A 17,724-nucleotide genomic window follows, 5' to 3' on the forward strand; every position below is an offset into this window, starting at 1 on the left:
TGCACAGTGCTGACGGATGAGCCGGACGAGACAGACGAGGACCCGCCCATGCCCGTGATCGATCACCGACGTTGCCGTCTCGGCATCGCAGCCGGGACCGCGCTCCTGACCCTGACCGTCGCGGGCTGCTCCAGCCTCGGCCGGACCGCGGTCGGGCCGGTCAGCTACACGACCGAGCGAGACGCCGTGATCATGGTGAACAGCCCGTCGGTCAGGGGCTGCCACCGGCTCGATCCCGCGGGCGCCAAGGAAGTGAGCAACGGCACCCTGATCGACATCATCCTGTACCACACACCCGACTGCACCGGTCCGGGTACGACGTACCTCGCAACCACCTTCAGTGACGTCAAGGGGGTCAGCGCCCTCCCGTGGCGCAGCTTCAGCACGGTCCACTGACCGGCGTGCGCGAAAGTCCGACGACGCGACGGTGGCCGCGCTGCGCGCCAAGATGCTGACGGTCTGACGAGCAGTCACCGCCTGGTGTACTGGCGGATCGTCGGCGCCGAAGCCGTATGGCCGAACCGTCAGTACACCGTGGGGTAGCGGTCGGCAGGCCACACGACCGCGCGCTCGAACTCCACGCACAGATCGTCGGCCACCTCGGTGATCAGCGCTCGCCCTTCGGGCGCCACCAGCCAGGACGACGGAAGGTGTACGTCCCCGTGGAGCGCGCCGCCCCGCCCAGCAGACAGCCCCGGCCCCTCGCCCTGCGGCCGGTACGGTCGCCCCACGATGTGCCGTTCACGCGCGTTCCCCTCAATCCGAAGTCGACGAGTCGCAATCGCCGCCGCGGGTCCATGCTGGTAGGAGAGGCGATCGCCATGCGTACCGGGAATGAACCGACGACAGCCCGCAGCCCTCTGCGGCTGCGGCTCTGCCTGAGTCTATGGGGGCTGGCCTGGGCCGTCTTCGGCCTGGCTGCCTTCACGCTGACCGGCCGCCCGGGCTGGGCAGCGGCCTGCGGTCTACTGCTCCTGCTGGTCCTTGTGGACATTGCGGTGATCATCCACCACATCCATCAGGGCCCGCACTACCAGCCGGGCCGCAATATCCCGCCGTACGAACCCGACCACGGCGGACGCGGCAGGTACGGGCACTGATGCAGGCGCGCCCCGGGGCCGGGACGGGTTCCGGCGCATGCCAGGGCCCGGCGGCGGGCGTCAGTCTGCCGACCGGAAGCGCGCCGCCTTCAGATACCTGCGGCCCGCTGGGTCAGCTCCGACCAGACCTTGCGGACCTGCGGCTCCAGCTCCTCCAGCGGTCCGTCGTTGTCGACGATCAGGTCGGCCACGGCACGCCGCTGCTCCCGGGTGGCCTGCGCGGCCATGCGGGCGCGGGCCTCGGACTCGGTCATGCCGCGCAGCCGTACGAGCCGGTCAAGTTGGGTCTCGGGACTGACATCCACGACGACCACCAGGTCGTACAGGGGGGCGAGGCCGTTCTCGGCGAGGAGGGGGACGTCATGGACGACGACCGAGTCGGGACGCACGGCCCGCTCCAGTTCGGCGGAGCGGGCGCCGACCAGTGGGTGGACGATCGCGTTGAGGGTGGCGAGCCGGTCGGCGTCGGAGAAGACGATCGAGCCGAGCTTCGGCCGGTCCAGGGTGCCTTCGGCGGTGAGGATGCCGACACCGAACGCGTCGACGACGGCCGCAAGCCCAGGGGTTCCCGGCTCGACGACTTCCCGGGCGATGCGGTCCGCGTCGATCAGCACGGCCCCGTATCGGACGAGCAGTCGTGACACTTCGCTCTTGCCGGCGCCGATCCCACCGGTCAGGCCCACTTTCAGCATGCCGGGCAGCCTAGTACGAGGGGTGACGGGGCAGCCGGTCAGGCATCCCCCTCGCGCTCCGCGAGGAACCGCTCGAACTCGAGACCGATCTCGTCGGCGGACGGCAGGTCGAGCGGCTCGGCGACCAGATTACCCCGGGTCTCGGAGCCCGCGACCGCGTCGTACTGGTGCTCAAGGCCCTTCACGAGCGAGACGAGCTCCTCGTCGCCCTGGTCGATCTGCCGGTCGATCTCCGTCTGGGTGCGGTGGGCCTCCGTGCGCAGCGCATGGGCGACGGTCGGCAGAACCAGGCCGGTCGCGGCCGTGATCGACTCCAGGGCGGTGAGCGCCGCGTCCGGGTAGGCGGAGCGGGCCACGTAGTGCGGCACATGGGCAGCGACGCCGAGGACGTCGTGTCCGGCCTCCATCAGCCGGTACTCCACCAGTGCCTCGGCCGAGCCGGGCACCTGCGCCTCGTCGAACGGGCTGCGGTGGCCGGGCATGAGGTCCGTGCGGTTGCCGTGCGGGGTGATGCCGACGGGGCGGGTGTGCGGGACGCCCATCGGGATGCCGTGGAAGTTCACCGCGAGGCGGACACCGAGCCGCTCGACGATCTGCTCGACAGCGACGGCGAAGCGCTCCCACTCCACGTCCGGCTCGGGACCGGAAAGCAGCAGGAAGGGCGCGCCGGTGGCGTCCTGGACGACCCGGACGTCGAGCGTCGGGGTCTCGTAGGCCGTCCATCGGTCGCGCCGGAAGGTCAGCAGCGGGCGCCGTGCGCGGTAGTCGACGAGCCGGTCGTGGTCGAAGCTGGCGACGACCTGGTGCGGCAGCGTTTCCAGCAGACCGTCGACGATCTGCTCACCGGTCTCGCCCGCGTCGATGTATCCGTCGAAGTGGTAGAGCATGACCAGACCGGCCGACTCCTGGGCGAGCGCCATGTCGACGACGGCCAGTCCCTTCGGCTCCCATTCGTACAAACTCTGCGGATCAGGCACGGTTACCGCTCCTCCTCGTGTTCTTGAAGAAGAACGCCCGGCGTGGCACGGGCATTCCCGGACCGTGCCCGTTCACCTGGCGTTTCATGCACCGCGCCGCTGATACGAGTGAGGCCCGCTCCCCGAAGGGAGCGGGCCTCACTTTCAGCTACTGCAGCCGATCACCGGCTGGAGGGGCAGAGCGTCAGCTCTGGCCGCCCGCCAGCTTCTCACGCAGGGCAGCCAGGGCCTCGTCCGACGCCAGGGCGCCGGAGTTGTCCGCGGACTCCGAGGAGTACGAGCCACCACCGTTGCCGCCGGAGGCAGCCGGGGCGCCACCGGCCGGGGCGGCAGCGCCCTCGGCAGCAGCGGCCTCGTCGGCCTCGCGGGACTTGATGACCTGGGCCTGGTGCTGCTCGAAGCGCTGCTGCGCCTCGGCGTACTGCGTCTCCCACGCCTCGCGCTGGGTCTCGTAGCCCTCGAGCCAGTCGTTGGTCTCGGGGTCGAAGCCCTCGGGGTAGATGTAGTTGCCCTGGTCGTCGTAGGACGCAGCCATGCCGTACAGGGTCGGGTCGAACTCGACCGAGGCCGGGTCGGCACCGAAGGACTCGTTGGCCTGCTTCAGCGAGAGGCTGATGCGGCGACGCTCGAGGTCGATGTCGATGACCTTGACGAAGATCTCGTCGTTGACCTGGACGACCTGCTCCGGGATCTCCACGTGGCGCTCGGCCAGCTCGGAGATGTGGACCAGGCCCTCGATGCCCTCGTCGACGCGCACGAACGCACCGAACGGAACGAGCTTGGTGACCTTACCGGGAACGACCTGCCCGATCTGGTGCGTACGGGCGAACTGCTGCCACGGGTCTTCCTGCGTCGCCTTGAGCGACAGCGAGACGCGCTCGCGGTCCATGTCGACGTCGAGAACCTCGACGGTGACCTCCTGGCCGACCTCGACAACCTCGGAGGGGTGGTCGATGTGCTTCCAGGACAGCTCGGAGACGTGCACGAGACCGTCGACGCCGCCGAGGTCCACGAACGCACCGAAGTTGACGATCGAGGAAACGACGCCGGAGCGGACCTGGCCCTTCTGCAGGGTCGTGAGGAACGTCTGGCGGACCTCGCTCTGGGTCTGCTCCAGCCAGGCACGGCGGGACAGGACCACGTTGTTGCGGTTCTTGTCCAGCTCGATGATCTTGGCCTCGAGCTCCTTGCCCACGTAGGGCTGGAGGTCGCGGACGCGGCGCATCTCGACGAGGGAGGCCGGCAGGAAGCCACGGAGGCCGATGTCGAGGATGAGACCACCCTTGACGACCTCGATGACGGTACCGGTGACGATGCCGTCCTCTTCCTTGATCTTCTCGATCGTGCCCCAGGCACGCTCGTACTGAGCGCGCTTCTTGGACAGGATGAGGCGGCCTTCCTTGTCCTCCTTCTGGAGAACCAGGGCCTCGATCTCGTCGCCGACCTTGACGACCTCATTGGGGTCGACGTCGTGCTTGATCGAAAGCTCGCGGGAGGGGATGACACCTTCGGTCTTGTAACCGATGTCGAGCAGGACCTCGTCCCGGTCGACCTTCACGATGACGCCGTCGACGATGTCGCCGTCGTTGAAGTACTTGATCGTCTCGTCGATCGCGGCGAGGAAGGCTTCCTCGTTACCGATGTCGTTGACCGCTACCTGCGGGGTGGTGGCGGTGGTCTCGGTGCTGCTCGTCATGTGGGAAAGGGCTCCGGTACGGACAGTGAGTCGTAGGTACTGCTACGCCGGAGCCCGTATCGCCTCTGCAGAAGCCGGACAGCCCGGGAAGCGCGGAACCCGCTGAACGGGAGGCGCCTCGTGAACCGAGGGGACATGCAACAGACGCGAGCGCGGCCTGCTATGTCTGAGGCGCGCAGGCTCGCAGCGCAACTTGTAGCATACGGGGGCAGCTGGGCACGGTCAATGCGCGAAGGCCCACACCGGGGGCACAAGGGCGCATATCCGGCACAATTCTTGTTCTCCGAGGCCACATCGGCCCCGGGGAGACAATGTGTGGGTATGCGCCGTACTCACGGGTGCCCCTGGGTACATGCCGTGTGCGGGCGGGTAAATGCAAACTACAGCGACGGACACGATGAGCCAAGAGATCTACGCGGCCGAACCCGAAGCGACTCGCCGCAGCGCGTCGGAGGCCGAGAGCAGCCGGGCCAGTCGCGGCTGGTGGGACCGGAACGCCGACGAGTACCAGAGCGACCACGGCGCCTTCCTCGGCGACGCCCGTTTCGTCTGGGGTCCGGAAGGGCTCGACGAGGCCGAGGCCGGTCTGCTCGGCCCCGCCGAGTCGCTGAAGGGCCTGGACATCCTGGAGATCGGTGCGGGCGCGGCGCAGTGCTCGCGCTGGCTGGCCACCAAGGGCGCCCGTCCGGTGGCCCTGGACCTCTCGCACCGACAGCTGCAGCACGCGCTGCGGATCGGCGACGAAGTCCCCCTGGTGGAGGCGGACGCCGGGGTGCTGCCGTTCCGGGACGGCTCCTTCGACCTGGCGTGTTCGGCCTATGGCGCGGTGCCGTTCGTCGCCGATCCCCTGCAGGTGTTCCGCGAGGTGCACCGGGTGCTGCGCCCCGGAGGCCGCTGGGTCTTCTCGGTGACGCATCCGGTCCGCTGGGCGTTCCCGGACGAGCCGGGACCCGAGGGACTTTCGGTCGTGGCCTCGTACTTCGACCGCACTCCCTATGTCGAGCAGGACGAACAGGGCAATGCCGTGTACGTCGAGCACCACCGGACGCTGGGCGACCGGGTGCGGGACGTGGTGGCCGGCGGATTCCGGCTGATCGATCTCGTCGAACCGGAGTGGCCCGCCTGGAACAACCAGGAGTGGGGCGGCTGGTCCCCGCTGCGCGGGAATCTGATCCCGGGGACGGCGATCTTCGTCTGCGTACGGGATTGATACGGGGGCCGGGACCGGCCTCGCGGTACGGAAGCCACGGCGCCCCGTACGAGACTGGGGGCGTGATCCGTACCCACGCCCTGGACCAGTTGTCCGTACGCACCGCTGTGCCCGCCCTGGAGCGGGCGCTCGACGACTGCGGTGCCGCGGTGCTGTGCGCGCCGCCGGGCACCGGCAAGACGACCCTCGTACCGCTGGTCCTGGCCGGTCTGGTGGGGGGCGGCCCGGTGCGCAGGGTGGTAGTCGCCGAGCCGCGGCGGATCGCCGCACGGGCGGCGGCGCGGCGGATGGCGTGGCTCATCGGCGAGTCGGCCGGCGGACGGGTGGGTTTCACGGTCCGCGGGGAGCGGGTGGTGGGGCGCGACACCGTGGTGGAGGTGGTGACCACCGGGGTGCTGCTCCAGCGGCTGCAGCGCGACCAGGAGATGGCCGGGGTCGACGCGGTGATCATCGACGAGTGCCATGAGCGGCACCTGGACGCGGACACGGTCGCGGCGTTCCTGCTTGACGTGCGGGAGGCGATCCGGCCCGATCTGCGGCTGGTGGCCGCGTCCGCGACGACGGACGCGGAAGGCTGGGCACGGCTGCTGGGCGACGCCCCGGTGGTGGAGGCGCAGGGTGTTTCGCATCCGGTGGAGGTGGTCTGGGCACCGCCCGCCGGACCGGTGCGGCCGCCGCAGGGGAATGGGGTATCCCCGGCTCGAGCGCAGCCGAGAGCTTGGGGAAGGGTCGATCCGGCGCTGCTGACGCATGTCGCCTCGACGGTGCGCCGGGCGCTCGCCGAACGGGACGGCGATGTGCTGTGTTTCCTGCCCGGCGTCGGCGAGATCGCACGGGTCGCGGGGCAGCTGGCAGGGGTGGCCGCCGAGGTGCTCCAGGTCCACGGGCGGGCTCCGGCGGCTGTGCAGGAGGCGGTGCTGGCCGGGTCGTCCGGCAGCCGGCGGGTGGTGCTGGCGACCTCGGTGGCGGAGTCGTCCCTGACGGTGCCCGGTGTGCGGGTCGTGGTCGACTCCGGGCTCGCCAGGGAGCCGCGTACCGATCACGCGCGGGGGCTGGGCTCGCTGACGACGGTACGGGCGTCGCAGGCGACGGGGAGGCAGCGGGCGGGCCGGGCCGGGCGTGAGGCGCCAGGGGCGGTGTACCGGTGCTGGGAGCAGGCGGAGGACGGGCGGCTGTCGCGGTTCCCGTCGCCGGAGATCAAGGTCGCGGATCTGGCGGCGTTCGCGCTGCAGGCAGCGTGCTGGGGCGATCCGGACGCGTCGGGGCTGGCGTTGCTCGATCCGCCGCCCGCGGGTGCGATGACCGCGGCCCGCGAAGTGCTGACGGCGGTCGGCGCCGTGGACGCCGGCGGACGGGTGACCGGCCGGGGCGTACGAATGTCCCGGCTCGGCCTCCACCCGCGCCTGGCACGGGCCCTGCTGGACGGCGCCGCCGAGGTGGGCGGGCGACGGGCGGCCGAGGTGGTGGCGCTGCTGAGCGAGGAGCCGCCGCGGGAGTACGGCGACGATCTGGCTGCCGCGCTGCGTACCGCCCGGCGAGGCGGGGACGGCTATGCGGCGCGTTGGCGGCAGGAGGTCCGGCGGCTGTCCTCGTCGGTCAAGGATGTGGGTGGGGGTTCCGGTCCGGACGATGGAGCCGTCGGCCTGGTGGCCGCGCTGGCATTCCCGGAGCGGGTGGCGCGGGCCCGGGGCGAGGGGGCGTTCCTGATGGCGTCGGGTACGGAGGCGCAGCTGCGGGAGGGGTCCGGGCTGCGCAGTGTGCCGTGGCTGGCGGTCGCGGTCGCCGACCGGCCCGCGCACGCGGCGTCCGCCCGGGTGCGGCTCGCCGCCGTCATCGACGAGGACACGGCGCGGACGGCCGCCGGGCATCTGCGGTTCGCGGGCGAGGAGGTCCGCTGGGCCGAGGGCGATGTGGTGGCGCGCCGGGTGGAGCGGCTGGGTGCCGTCGAGCTGTCGGTGCGCCCGCTGAAGGAGCCGGCGCCCGAGCTGGTGCGCGAGGCGCTGATCGAGGGCCTGCGTCGCGAAGGGCTCGGGCTGCTGCGCTGGACGCGTGAGACCGGGCATCTGCGGGAGCGGCTCGCCTTTCTGCACCGGACGTCGGGTGCGCCCTGGCCGGATGTGTCGGACGGTGCGCTGCTGGACCGTACCGAGGAGTGGCTGGAGCCCGAGCTGTCACGGGTCCGGCGGCGCTCCGATCTGGCGCGGATCGACGCGGGGCAGGCATTGCGGCGGCTGCTGCCGTGGGCGACCGGTGAGGCGGCCCGCCTGGACGAGCTGGCGCCGGAGCGGATCGAGGTGCCGAGCGGCTCCCGTATCAGGGTGGAGTACGGCGGGGCGCAGCCCGTACTCGCGGTGAAGCTCCAGGAGCTGTTCGGCCTGCAGGAGACTCCGAGGGTGGCCGGTGTGCCGGTTCTGGTCCATCTCCTCTCCCCCGCCGGCCGTCCCGCGGCCGTCACCGCGGATCTGGCGTCGTTCTGGCGGGACGGCTACCGGGCTGTGCGGGCGGAGCTGCGCGGCCGCTATCCGAAGCATCCGTGGCCGAAGGACCCCACGACGGTGGAGGCGACCCGGTTCACGAAATCCCGGCGGTAGGCAGCGCGGGTGAAGGAGCGGGGCTGGGGTGCGTGCATCGCAAGGCGGTGGCTTGAATCAGATGGGGTCTCCCCTGCTCGAGCGCAGCCGAGAGCTCGGGGAAGGAGCGTTGGTGATTGACGACAACGCCGCGAGGTGCGTGCCCCAGCCCCGCGACGCCGCGAAGCCTACCGCCGGGCCCTCTGGGGCGCGGCTCAGGCGGGAGTAGGTTCCGGGTCCGGGGCGGATGGCGGTGCGCCGCCGGGCAGTTCGCCGTCCGGGCGCCGGGAGCGCGCCTCCAGCCACAGGGCGAGCGCGAGCAGTCCGGCGGCGAGGAGGACGAATCCCCAGGGCAGGTACGAGGTGAGCAGCAGGATCAGCACACGCTGGGACTTGACCAGGGCAACGGTCGAATCGATGTAGTCCTCGCGCATCTTCACATGCCCGGCGAACGCGGTGACGGTGTCCTGGGACATGCCCATCGCCTTGGCGTTGCGCAGCTCCTCCGCGTGGATCTCCTCGCCGTTGACAGGCGCTCCGGTGACCGGGTCGACCCAGAACATCCGCTTGGTGGTGTACCAACGGGTCATGCCCGTCTTGGCGACCTGCTCCGCTGTGACGCCCTTGATGGGCATCTTCTTCGGCATCGGGACCTTGGTCCACGGGATGGTCTGCTCGAAGTAGTAGACGTCCATGCCGCGGAAGGTGCGGGTGCCCTTGTAGTGGATGGGTGAACTCGTCCGGGTCTGGGCGTCGAAGTACTCGTAGTCGCGCTTCTCCGTGAGGAAGGGCCACTTGAACTCGATGCCCTCGCGCCTGACCGGATCGCCGTCGACCGATTCGCCGGTGGCGTGGACGGGGGCCTGACTGTGGGCGTCGAAGATGTAGCGCTCAGGGATCTGGGAGACCATTTTGCCGTTCGGGTCGGCGACGTAGCTGAGGGAGTCCCAGACGACGACGTCGCGGCCGGCGCTGCGCTCGATCTTCTCGGACTCCTCCACATTGCCCTTGAGGGTCTGCACGATCGTGACCTTCGGGACCTGCTTGACCTTCATGTTGTCGTTGTAGTCGAGGAGCGTGGCGGGCTTCGCCTCCAGCACCATCTCCTGGTACTGACTGGGCGGGATCTTCGCCAGCCTGGGGAAGGCGTACCAGCGCAGCAGTGGCGACATGGCGGCGAAGAAGACGGCGAAGGCCAGGAGTACGAGGCTGGCTCGGCGGCGCATGGTGATGCCCTCCCTCAGCTTCTGTTGCTTCTTCCGGTTACTGGCTCTTGGGGCCCGGGACGGTGGTCAGCAGGGGTTTGGGCGAGGTCTCTCCGGGTGGCGCGCCGATCGCGCTGATCGTGAACACGAGCGCGAGGGCTGCGGCCAGCCCGATGGCGGCGGCGACGAGGGCACGCATGCCGGTCCTCCCGGAAAGCACGGATCTGATGGGGCGTCAGGGTTGGGGCACCGTAGCAATGCGGGCGTGAGATGAGAACACGTGGAACAGCCCCTCTGCCGCGTGGCGGCGGAGGGGCTGTCGTGACGTGCGGCCGAGCGGGTCAGGCAGCGGGGGCCGCCGGGGCCTCGACCTTGAGCTCGATGACGACTGTGGCGCCGCCCTCGGTGGTGAGACGCAGCTTGTACGTGCCGGCGGTGTCGTCGGCGTAGATCTTCGGGAGCTTCAGGATGCCGTCGGCGTCGGTCTTGAGGTCCGTGAGGGTACGGACCGGCTTGCCGGCCGCGTCCTTGAAGTACGGGCCCTTGTCGTTCTCGGCCGGCTCCGCGGCGTCGGTGATCATGGTTGCGGTTACGGCGACACCTGCGGCGATCGCGTCCTTGTAGGTGGCCTTGACCTCGACGGTGTCGGCGAACTCGGCGCCGGGCGCGGCGGTCAGCGCCTTGTCGTCGGTCCTGGCGATCGCGTCGGCCTGCCGGGCGGTGACGGTCGCGGTGTAGGTGACGGCGGGCAGCGAGCGGCCGGTGGCAGCGGCCCGAACCGTGAACTTCCCGGTCGTTTCGCCCGCCTGCAGAACGGGGGCGGTGACCGTGCCGTCGGCTCCGGTGACCAGGGTGACCGCGTTCTTCCCGCCGGCGAAGGTGGCGTCCGTGTCACCGGTGATGGTGAAGGTCACGGGCACCTTGGCGAGCGGGCCGCCGAGCTTGTTCTTGGCCCGCACCTTGATCCGCTCGGCGAAGTCGTCGCCCGCGGTGGCGGTGAGCGCTCCGGTGCCGGCGTTCTCCACACCCGCGAGGGTCTGGGACGGTGGGGGCGTGGGCGGGGTGGGCTTCGGAGTGGTCGGAGTGCCGCCGCCCGGCTTCTGCGGCTTCTGCGGCTTCTGCGGCTTCCGCGGCGGAGTCGGGGACGGCGAAGCGCCGGGAGTGCCTGGGTTCGGGCTCGGGCTCGGGCCCGTACCGCCACCGAGGCCCGGCGGGACCGCGCCGGTGCCGTCGGGGACCTCATGGGTGCCGCGCTTGTAGTAGTCGAACCAGGAGCGGACCGTACGGAGGTAGGCGTCCGAGTGGTTGTAGCTCAGGACCGCACGGTCGAGATCCGCGGCGATGGACAGATCGCGGGAGCCGGCGCAGAGATAGCGTCCGGCGGCGAGCGCCGCGTCGTAAATGTTGTTGGGGTCCTTGCGGCCGTCTCCGTTGCCGTCCTGGCCCCAGGTCGCCCAGGTGGACGGGATGAATTGCATCGGGCCGACGGCACGGTCGTGCGTCGAGTCCCCGTCGTACGCCCCGTTGTCGGTGTCCTTGATCATGGCGAAGCCCCGGCCGTCGAGGACCGGGCCGAGGATCGGCGAGAACGTGGTGCCGTTCGCGTCGACCCTGCCGCCGCGTGCCTGGCCGGACTCGACCTTGCCGATCGCGGCGAGCAGTTGCCACGGCAGCCGGCAGGCGGCGTCGCTGCCAGCGACGGTCTGTTCGGCCTTCTTGTATGCGGCCAGGATCGAAGCCGGTATGCCGGATTCCGCACTGCCGGTGATGGGCAGACCGGTTGTGGTTCCCGGCTTGTTGGGCGTGTTCAGCGGGGGCAGGTCCGTGTAGTACGGCGAGTTGCCGGTGGCCGCGCTGTCGTCGGGTGAAGGTGTCGTTCCGGCGGACTGCTGATCGCCGCTCCCGGTGGCCAGCGTTGCGCCAGGAGCACCTGAGGCGGAGAGTGCCGCCACGGCGACTGCGGCCACAGCGGTCGTGGTCGCCCCCTTGCGAAGTCGGCGACCGAATTGCGCTGCCATACCTGTGGCCCCTCCCCTTCGACGGCTGTCCGCGCTCCCCAGCGCCAGGACTCAGGCGACCCTACGGCAACTTGTGCCGCCGCAACACCGTGCACTGACCGGTTCTCACCTGTTTTTCACGTTCCGGACAGCAAGTTGTACGGCGGTCGTCGGGCAAGTGGCGGCGGCTCGCGCATACTTGCCGCCATGCCGTTCACACTCAGTCATGCCGCTGCCGTGTTGCCGGGTATGCGGCGGAACGGAACGGCGCGCGGGCCGCTTCTCGCCTCTGCCCTCGTCTCCGGTTCGTTCGCCCCCGACATGACGTACTACGCGGACACCGCGATCCCGGGTGCCATGGAGTTCGGTCGGGTCACCCACTCGGTGTGGGGCGTGTTCACTGTCGATGTGCTGATCACCGCGGCCGTGGTGGCGCTGTGGCTGCTGCTGCGCGAACCGTTGGTGGCGCTGCTTCCGAGGGCCTGGCAGGGGCGGGCGCATGCGTTCGTGCGAGGGCAGCGGCACGGATCCGGCCGGGGGGCTTGGGGTGTCCGGGACGGTGGGTGGTTCGTGCTGTCGGCGGTCATCGGGTCCGTCACCCATGTCGTCTGGGACGCCTTCACCCATCACGACCGGTGGGGTGTGCGGTTGGTGCCGGTGCTCGACGGGAACGTCGGAGGGCTTCCCGTGTTCCAGTTGGTGCAGTACGGCAGTTCGGCGGCGGCACTGGCCGTGCTCGCCTGGTTCACGGCTTCGGGACTGCGGCGGACCGGGGCACGCCCCACCCCGCCGTCCGTGCCGGTGCTGGGCCGCCGGGGGCGGTGGTCGGCAGGGGTCCTGCTGAGCGTCTGCGTCCTGCTCGGTGTCATGCACCGCTGCGCACGCTGGTATGCGTACTTCGGGCACATCGACACCCCGCTGGACATCATCCCGACCGCGTGCTTCGGCGCCGGGGCGGGACTGGCGGCGGGCCTGGTGCTGTACGGGGCGTGGATGCGGCTGCGGCGGTCGCGCTCTTGCGTGCCCACGGCCGCCGGACGGGCCTGACTCGCCAGGAGTGTCCTGAGCGAGCCCCCTGACCCGTCCGGCGCCGCCGCGTCAGTGTGCTGCGGACTCCCAGTCCGTGCCGACACCCACCGAGACATCCAGCGGGGCGCGCAACTGCACGGCCGTGGACATCTCGTGGCGGACGATCTCCTCCACCTGTGCCCGCTCGCCCTCGGCGATCTCCAGAACGATTTCGTCATGGACCTGGAGCAGCATCCGGGACTTCAGATTCGCCTCGGTCAGCGCCCGGTCGACTTGGAGCATGGCGACCTTGACGATGTCCGCTGCTGTGCCCTGGATCGGTGCGTTGAGCGCCATCCGCTCGGCCATCTCGCGGCGCTGGCGGTTGTCGCTGTTGAGGTCGGGGAGGTAACGGCGGCGTCCGAAGACCGTCTCCGTGTAGCCGGTTGCCCTGGCCTCCTCCACCACACGGTGCAGATAGTCACGCACTCCGCCGAACCGCTCGAAGTAGGTGTCCATCAGGCCGCGCGCCTCACCCGCCTCGATGTTCAGCTGCTGGGAGAGGCCGAACGCGGACAGCCCGTACGCGAGTCCGTAGCTCATGGCCTTGATCTTGCGGCGCATCTCCGGGTCGACGGCCGATTTGCCGACGCCGAATACCTGCGAGGCGACAGTGGTGTGCAGGTCCTCGCCGGAGGTGAACGCCTCGATCAGGCCCGCGTCCTCGGAGAGGTGGGCCATCACCCGCAGTTCGATCTGGCTGTAGTCGGCCGTCATCAGCGTTTCGAAGCCCTCGCCGACGACGAAGCCCCGGCGGATGGCCCGGCCCTCGTCCGTACGGACCGGGATGTTCTGCAGGTTGGGGTCGGTGGAGGAGAGCCGCCCGGTCGCCGCCACTGTCTGGTTGAACGTGGTGTGGATACGGCCGTCCGCCGCGATCGTCTTGATCAGGCCCTCGACGGTGACCCGCAGCTTCGCCTGCTCACGGTGGCGCAGCATGATGACCGGCAGCTCGTGCTCGGTCTGTGCGGCGAGCCAGGCCAGGGCGTCGGCGTCCGTCGTGTACCCGGTCTTCGTCTTCTTCGTCCTGGGCAGGCCCAGCTCGCCGAAGAGAACTTCCTGGAGCTGCTTGGGCGAACCGAGGTTGAACTCACGGCCGACCGCGGCGTGCGCCTCCTTCACCGCCTGCTGCACCGCACCGGCGAACTGCTGCTCCATGCCTTCCAGATGGGCCCGGTCGGCCGCGATGCCGTGCCGTTCCAGACGGGCCAGCAGAGCGGACGTCGGCAGCTCCATGCCATGCAGCAGCTCGGCCGCGCCGACCTCTGCCAGCCGGGTGGTGAACGCATTGCCCAGATCCAGGACCGCACGGGCCTGTGTCATCAGGGCCTCGGCCTCGGCCCGGTCGTCCGCACCGAAGGCCAGCTGGCCGTCGGACGCCGCCGCGGGGGCCAGCTCCCGGCCCAGATACTCCACCGCCAGCGCGTCCAGCGCGAAGGAACGGCGGCCGGGCTTCACCAGATAGGCGGCGAGCGCGGTGTCCATCGTGACGCCGTCGACCTGCCAGCCGTGCTCGGGGAAGACCCGCATGGCGCTCTTCGCGTTGTGCATGACCTTCGGCCGCCGCGCGTCGGCGATCCAGGCGGCGAACGCCTGCTCGTCGCCCTCGTCGAGCTCGGCAGGGTCGAACCAGGCCGCCGCCCCGCCGGCCGCGGCGAGCGCGATCTCGGTGACCGTGCCACTGCCCACCGCCCAGGTGTCGACGGTGGCGACGCCGAGCGGCTGCCCGCCGTGCTCGGCGAGCCAGGGCGCCAGCTCGCCGGCGCCCAGCACCACGCCGTCCAGCTCGATGCCCGCGGCCGGAGCCGCGGGTTCGGCCTCGGCCGCGCCCGGGTCGACGGCCAGCAGCCGCTCGCGCAGGCTCGGGTTACGGATCTCCAGAACGTCCAGCACGCCTGTCACCGCAGTGCGGTCGTACGGTGCGCGCTCCAGGTCCTGCGGAGTCTTCGGCAGCTCCACATCGCGGACCATCTCGGTCAGCCTGCGATTGAGCCGCACCGTATCCAGGCGGTCCCGGAAATTCTGACCTGCCTTGCCCTTGACCTCATCGGCGCGCTCCACCAGATCGGCGAACGAACCGAACTGATTGATCCACTTCGCTGCCGTCTTCTCACCCACGCCGGGAATGCCCGGAAGGTTGTCCGACGGGTCACCGCGCAGTGCCGCGAAGTCCGGGTACTGCTGCGGCGTGAGCCCGTACTTCTCCTCGACCTTCGCCGGAGTGAAACGCGTCAGCTCCGAGACGCCCTTCGTCGGGTACAGCACGGTGACATTGTCCGTGATCAACTGGAACGAATCCCGGTCACCGGTCACGATCAGCACCTCGAAGCCCGCCGCCTCGGCCCGCGTGGCCAGCGTGGCGATGACATCGTCCGCCTCGAAGCCGTCGACCGCGAAACGGTCGGCGTGCATCGCGTCGAGCAGCTCGCCGATCAGCTCGACCTGGCCCCTGAACTCGTCCGGGGTCTTCGAACGGTTCGCCTTGTACTCGGGGAACTCCTCCGAACGCCAGGTCTTGCGGGAGACGTCGAACGCCACCGCGAAATGCGTCGGCGCCTCATCACGCAGCGTGTTCGCCAGCATCGACGCGAAACCGTACACCGCGTTCGTCGGCTGCCCCGACCCTGTCGTGAAATTCTCCGCAGGCAGCGCAAAGAACGCCCGGTACGCCAGGGAGTGCCCGTCCATCAGGAGCAGGCGCGGTCGGTTGTCTGCCGTCTTCTTCGATGCCGTCTCAGCCACGCCCTCGATCCTGCCACGGACCACCGACAATCCCGACCGGCCATGGCTCGCCGGACGCTCTGTCGGTACCTCATGACAGGATCGGCGAAGGAACACGCACCGCATCAACGCGTACAGCGCACTGCGCAGATTCGCTGTCGGCCCAGAGGGGAGCACGAAATGGCCACGAAGCCGCCCACAGGTGACCCGATCCAGGATGCGCCGCGGGTCGCAGCACAGCACGCCGCCGCCGGACTGCCGGCCGTCGCGCACAGCCTGCTCACCGCCCAGCAGCAGATGGGCCTGCGGCGCACCGCGCAGACCCTCCTCAAGGTCAACCAGAAAAACGGCTTCGACTGCCCCGGCTGCGCCTGGCCCGAGGGCGACCAACGACACACGGCGGAATTCTGCGAGAACGGTGCCAAGGCCGTCGCCGAAGAGGCGACGCTGCGCCGTGTCACCCCCGAATTCTTCGCCGCGCACCCGGTCGCCGACCTCGCCTCGCGCAGCGGGTACTGGCTGGGTCAGCAGGGGCGGATCACCCAGCCGATGTACCTCCCCGAGGGCGCCGAGCGATACGAGGCAGTGACCTGGGAACGCGCCTTCGGCATCATCGCCGAGGAACTGCGCGCGCTCGCCTCCCCCGACGAGGCCCTCTTCTACACCTCGGGACGCACCAGCAACGAGGCCGCGTTCCTGCTCCAGCTGTTCGCCCGCGAGTTCGGCACGAACAACCTCCCCGACTGCTCCAACATGTGCCACGAATCCTCCGGCTCGGCACTGACGGAAACCATCGGCATCGGCAAGGGCAGCGTCTCACTGAAGGATGTCCACCAGGCGGACCTGATCATCGTCGCCGGGCAGAATCCCGGCACGAACCATCCCCGGATGCTCTCCGCCCTGGAGAAGGCCAAGTCCGCAGGCGCGAAGATCATTTCGGTGAATCCGCTGCCCGAGGCCGGTCTGGAGCGGTTCAAGAACCCGCAGACCCCACTCGGCATGATCAAGGGCGCCGCGCTCAACGATCTCTTCCTGCAGATCCGTATCGGGGGCGACCAGGCCCTCTTCCGGCTCCTCAACAAAATGATCCTGGACACCGAGGGCGCCGTCGACGAAACCTTCGTACGGGAACACACCCATGGTTACGAGGAGTTCGCGGCCGCGGCCCGCGAAGCCGACTGGGAGCAGACCCTCGCCGCCACCGGCCTCGACCGCAGCGCCATCGAAGAGGCCCTCGCGATGGTCCTCGCCTCGAAGCGCACCATCGTGTGCTGGGCCATGGGCCTCACCCAGCACAAGCACTCCGTGCCGACCATCCGCGAAGTCGTCAACTTCCTCCTGCTGCGCGGCAACATCGGCCGCCCCGGCGCCGGAGTCTGCCCCGTCCGCGGCCACTCCAACGTCCAGGGCGACCGCACCATGGGCATCTTCGAACGGCCCGCACCCGAATTCCTCGACGCACTCGACAAGGAATTCTCCATCACCTCACCGCGCCACCACGGCTACGACGTCGTCCGCTCCATCCAGGCCCTGCGCGACGGCGACGCCAAAGTCTTCTTCGCCATGGGCGGCAACTTCGTCGCAGCCACCCCCGACACGGACGTCACCGAAGCCGCCATGCGCCGCGCCCGCCTCACCGTCCACGTCTCCACCAAGGTCAACCGCTCGCACGCCGTGACCGGCACCCGCGCGCTGATCCTGCCGACACTGGGCCGTACCGACAAGGACGTCCAGGCGAGCGGCAAGCAGTTCGTCACCGTCGAGGACTCCATGGGCATGGTCCACGCCTCACGCGGCAACCTCACCCCGGCCAGCCCCCATCTGCTCTCCGAGCCCGCCATCGTCGCCCGCCTCGCCCGCGCCGTCCTCGGCCCCGGATCCGCCACCCCCTGGGAAGAGTTCGAGAAGGACTACGCGACGATCCGCGACCGCATCTCCCGCGTCGTCCCCGGCTTCGAAAACTTCAACGCCCGCGTCGCACACCCCGGCGGCTTCACCCTCCCGCACGCCCCGCGCGACGAACGCCGCTTCCCCACCGCAACCGGCAGGGCCAACTTCACCGCCGCCCCCGTCGAGTACCCCGAACTCCCCGAAGGCAGGCTGCTGCTGCAGACCCTGCGCTCACACGATCAGTACAACACCACGGTCTACGGCCTCGACGACCGCTACCGCGGCATCAAGGGCGGCCGCCGCATCGTCCTGGTCAACCCCGACGACGCCCGCGCACTCGGCCTGGCCGACGGCGCCTACACCGACCTCGTCAGCGAATGGAAGGACGGGGTGGAGCGCCGCGCCCCCGGCTTCCGCATCGTCCACTACCCGACCGCCCGGGGCTGCGCCGCCGCCTACTACCCGGAGACCAATGTGCTGGTCCCCCTCGGCTCCACCGCCGACACCAGCAACACCCCCGCCAGCAAGTCCGTCGTCGTGCGCTTCGAGAACACCCAGGAACGGAACGTCCAGGAGCAGACCGCCCGGAGGTGATGCG

14 protein-coding genes are annotated in these 17,724 nt (G+C 70.0%); 6 read left to right on the plus strand and 8 right to left on the minus strand.

Annotated features, from left to right (window positions below):
- Positions 1-48: 48 nt before the first annotated feature.
- Complete coding sequence (locus ABT115_RS00805; RefSeq protein WP_351783020.1) at positions 49-396, plus strand: hypothetical protein; 348 nt, start codon at positions 49-51, stop codon at positions 394-396.
- A 128-nt stretch (positions 397-524) separates the two neighbouring features.
- Here ABT115_RS00805 and ABT115_RS00810 read toward each other — a convergent pair whose 3' ends face one another.
- Entirely contained in the window at positions 525-731 is a 207-nt protein-coding gene (locus ABT115_RS00810) for a hypothetical protein (RefSeq protein ID WP_351782301.1), read from the minus strand.
- Positions 732-821: 90 nt separating this feature from the next.
- Between ABT115_RS00810 and ABT115_RS00815 the strand changes: the two genes are divergently transcribed.
- Complete coding sequence (locus ABT115_RS00815; RefSeq protein ID WP_351782304.1) at positions 822-1,100, plus strand: DUF6343 family protein; 279 nt, start codon at positions 822-824, stop codon at positions 1,098-1,100.
- Between the two features lie 89 nt (positions 1,101-1,189).
- Here the strand turns inward: ABT115_RS00815 and coaE are convergent, their stop codons facing one another.
- The 3 genes from coaE to rpsA form a co-directional block, all read right to left on the minus strand.
- Entirely contained in the window at positions 1,190-1,792 is a 603-nt protein-coding gene (gene coaE / locus ABT115_RS00820; protein ID WP_351782307.1) for a dephospho-CoA kinase, read from the minus strand.
- Positions 1,793-1,830: 38 nt separating this feature from the next.
- Positions 1,831-2,769: a PAC2 family protein gene (locus tag ABT115_RS00825; RefSeq protein ID WP_351782309.1), complete on the minus strand. Its 939-nt coding sequence runs from the start codon at positions 2,767-2,769 to the stop codon at positions 1,831-1,833.
- Positions 2,770-2,953: 184 nt separating this feature from the next.
- Positions 2,954-4,465 carry a 30S ribosomal protein S1 gene (gene rpsA / locus ABT115_RS00830; RefSeq protein WP_351782312.1) on the minus strand — a complete coding sequence of 504 codons (1,512 nt, stop codon included), beginning with the start codon at positions 4,463-4,465 and terminating at the stop codon, positions 2,954-2,956.
- 397 nt (positions 4,466-4,862) lie between these two features.
- Here rpsA and ABT115_RS00835 point away from each other — a divergent pair, with 397 nt between their 5' ends.
- The gene (locus ABT115_RS00835) at positions 4,863-5,675 is read left to right on the plus strand and encodes a class I SAM-dependent methyltransferase (RefSeq protein WP_351782315.1); all 813 of its coding nucleotides are present in this window, start codon (positions 4,863-4,865) and stop codon (positions 5,673-5,675) included.
- Between the two features lie 62 nt (positions 5,676-5,737).
- The gene (gene hrpB / locus ABT115_RS00840; RefSeq protein WP_351782318.1) at positions 5,738-8,266 is read left to right on the plus strand and encodes an ATP-dependent helicase HrpB; all 2,529 of its coding nucleotides are present in this window, start codon (positions 5,738-5,740) and stop codon (positions 8,264-8,266) included.
- Between the two features lie 194 nt (positions 8,267-8,460).
- On the opposite strand, the gene pgfA is transcribed toward hrpB, so the two are convergent.
- The 3 genes from pgfA to ABT115_RS00855 form a co-directional block, all read right to left on the minus strand.
- Complete coding sequence (pgfA, locus tag ABT115_RS00845) at positions 8,461-9,471, minus strand: cell envelope lipid trafficking protein PgfA (RefSeq protein WP_351782321.1); 1,011 nt, start codon at positions 9,469-9,471, stop codon at positions 8,461-8,463.
- A 37-nt stretch (positions 9,472-9,508) separates the two neighbouring features.
- Complete coding sequence (locus ABT115_RS00850; protein WP_351782324.1) at positions 9,509-9,649, minus strand: SPW_0924 family protein; 141 nt, start codon at positions 9,647-9,649, stop codon at positions 9,509-9,511.
- Between the two features lie 142 nt (positions 9,650-9,791).
- A complete protein-coding gene (locus ABT115_RS00855) occupies positions 9,792-11,468 on the minus strand; it encodes a lytic transglycosylase domain-containing protein (protein WP_351782326.1) in 1,677 nt (558 codons plus the stop codon).
- A gap of 186 nt (positions 11,469-11,654) precedes the next feature.
- Between ABT115_RS00855 and ABT115_RS00860 the strand changes: the two genes are divergently transcribed.
- Positions 11,655-12,494: a DUF4184 family protein gene (locus ABT115_RS00860; protein WP_351782328.1), complete on the plus strand. Its 840-nt coding sequence runs from the start codon at positions 11,655-11,657 to the stop codon at positions 12,492-12,494.
- A gap of 51 nt (positions 12,495-12,545) precedes the next feature.
- Here the strand turns inward: ABT115_RS00860 and polA are convergent, their stop codons facing one another.
- Positions 12,546-15,257 (minus strand): DNA polymerase I, encoded by a 2,712-nt coding sequence (gene polA / locus ABT115_RS00865; protein ID WP_351782330.1) that lies wholly within the window; start codon positions 15,255-15,257, stop codon positions 12,546-12,548.
- 159 nt (positions 15,258-15,416) lie between these two features.
- Between polA and ABT115_RS00870 the strand changes: the two genes are divergently transcribed.
- On the plus strand, positions 15,417-17,720 hold the full coding sequence (locus tag ABT115_RS00870; RefSeq protein ID WP_351782332.1) for an FdhF/YdeP family oxidoreductase: 2,304 nt from the start codon (positions 15,417-15,419) through the stop codon (positions 17,718-17,720).
- The last annotated feature ends 4 nt before the right edge of the window (positions 17,721-17,724 follow it).

The sequence above is a fragment of the Streptomyces sp. NPDC001832 genome, from assembly GCF_040297265.1.
GTDB lineage: Bacteria > Actinomycetota > Actinomycetes > Streptomycetales > Streptomycetaceae > Streptomyces.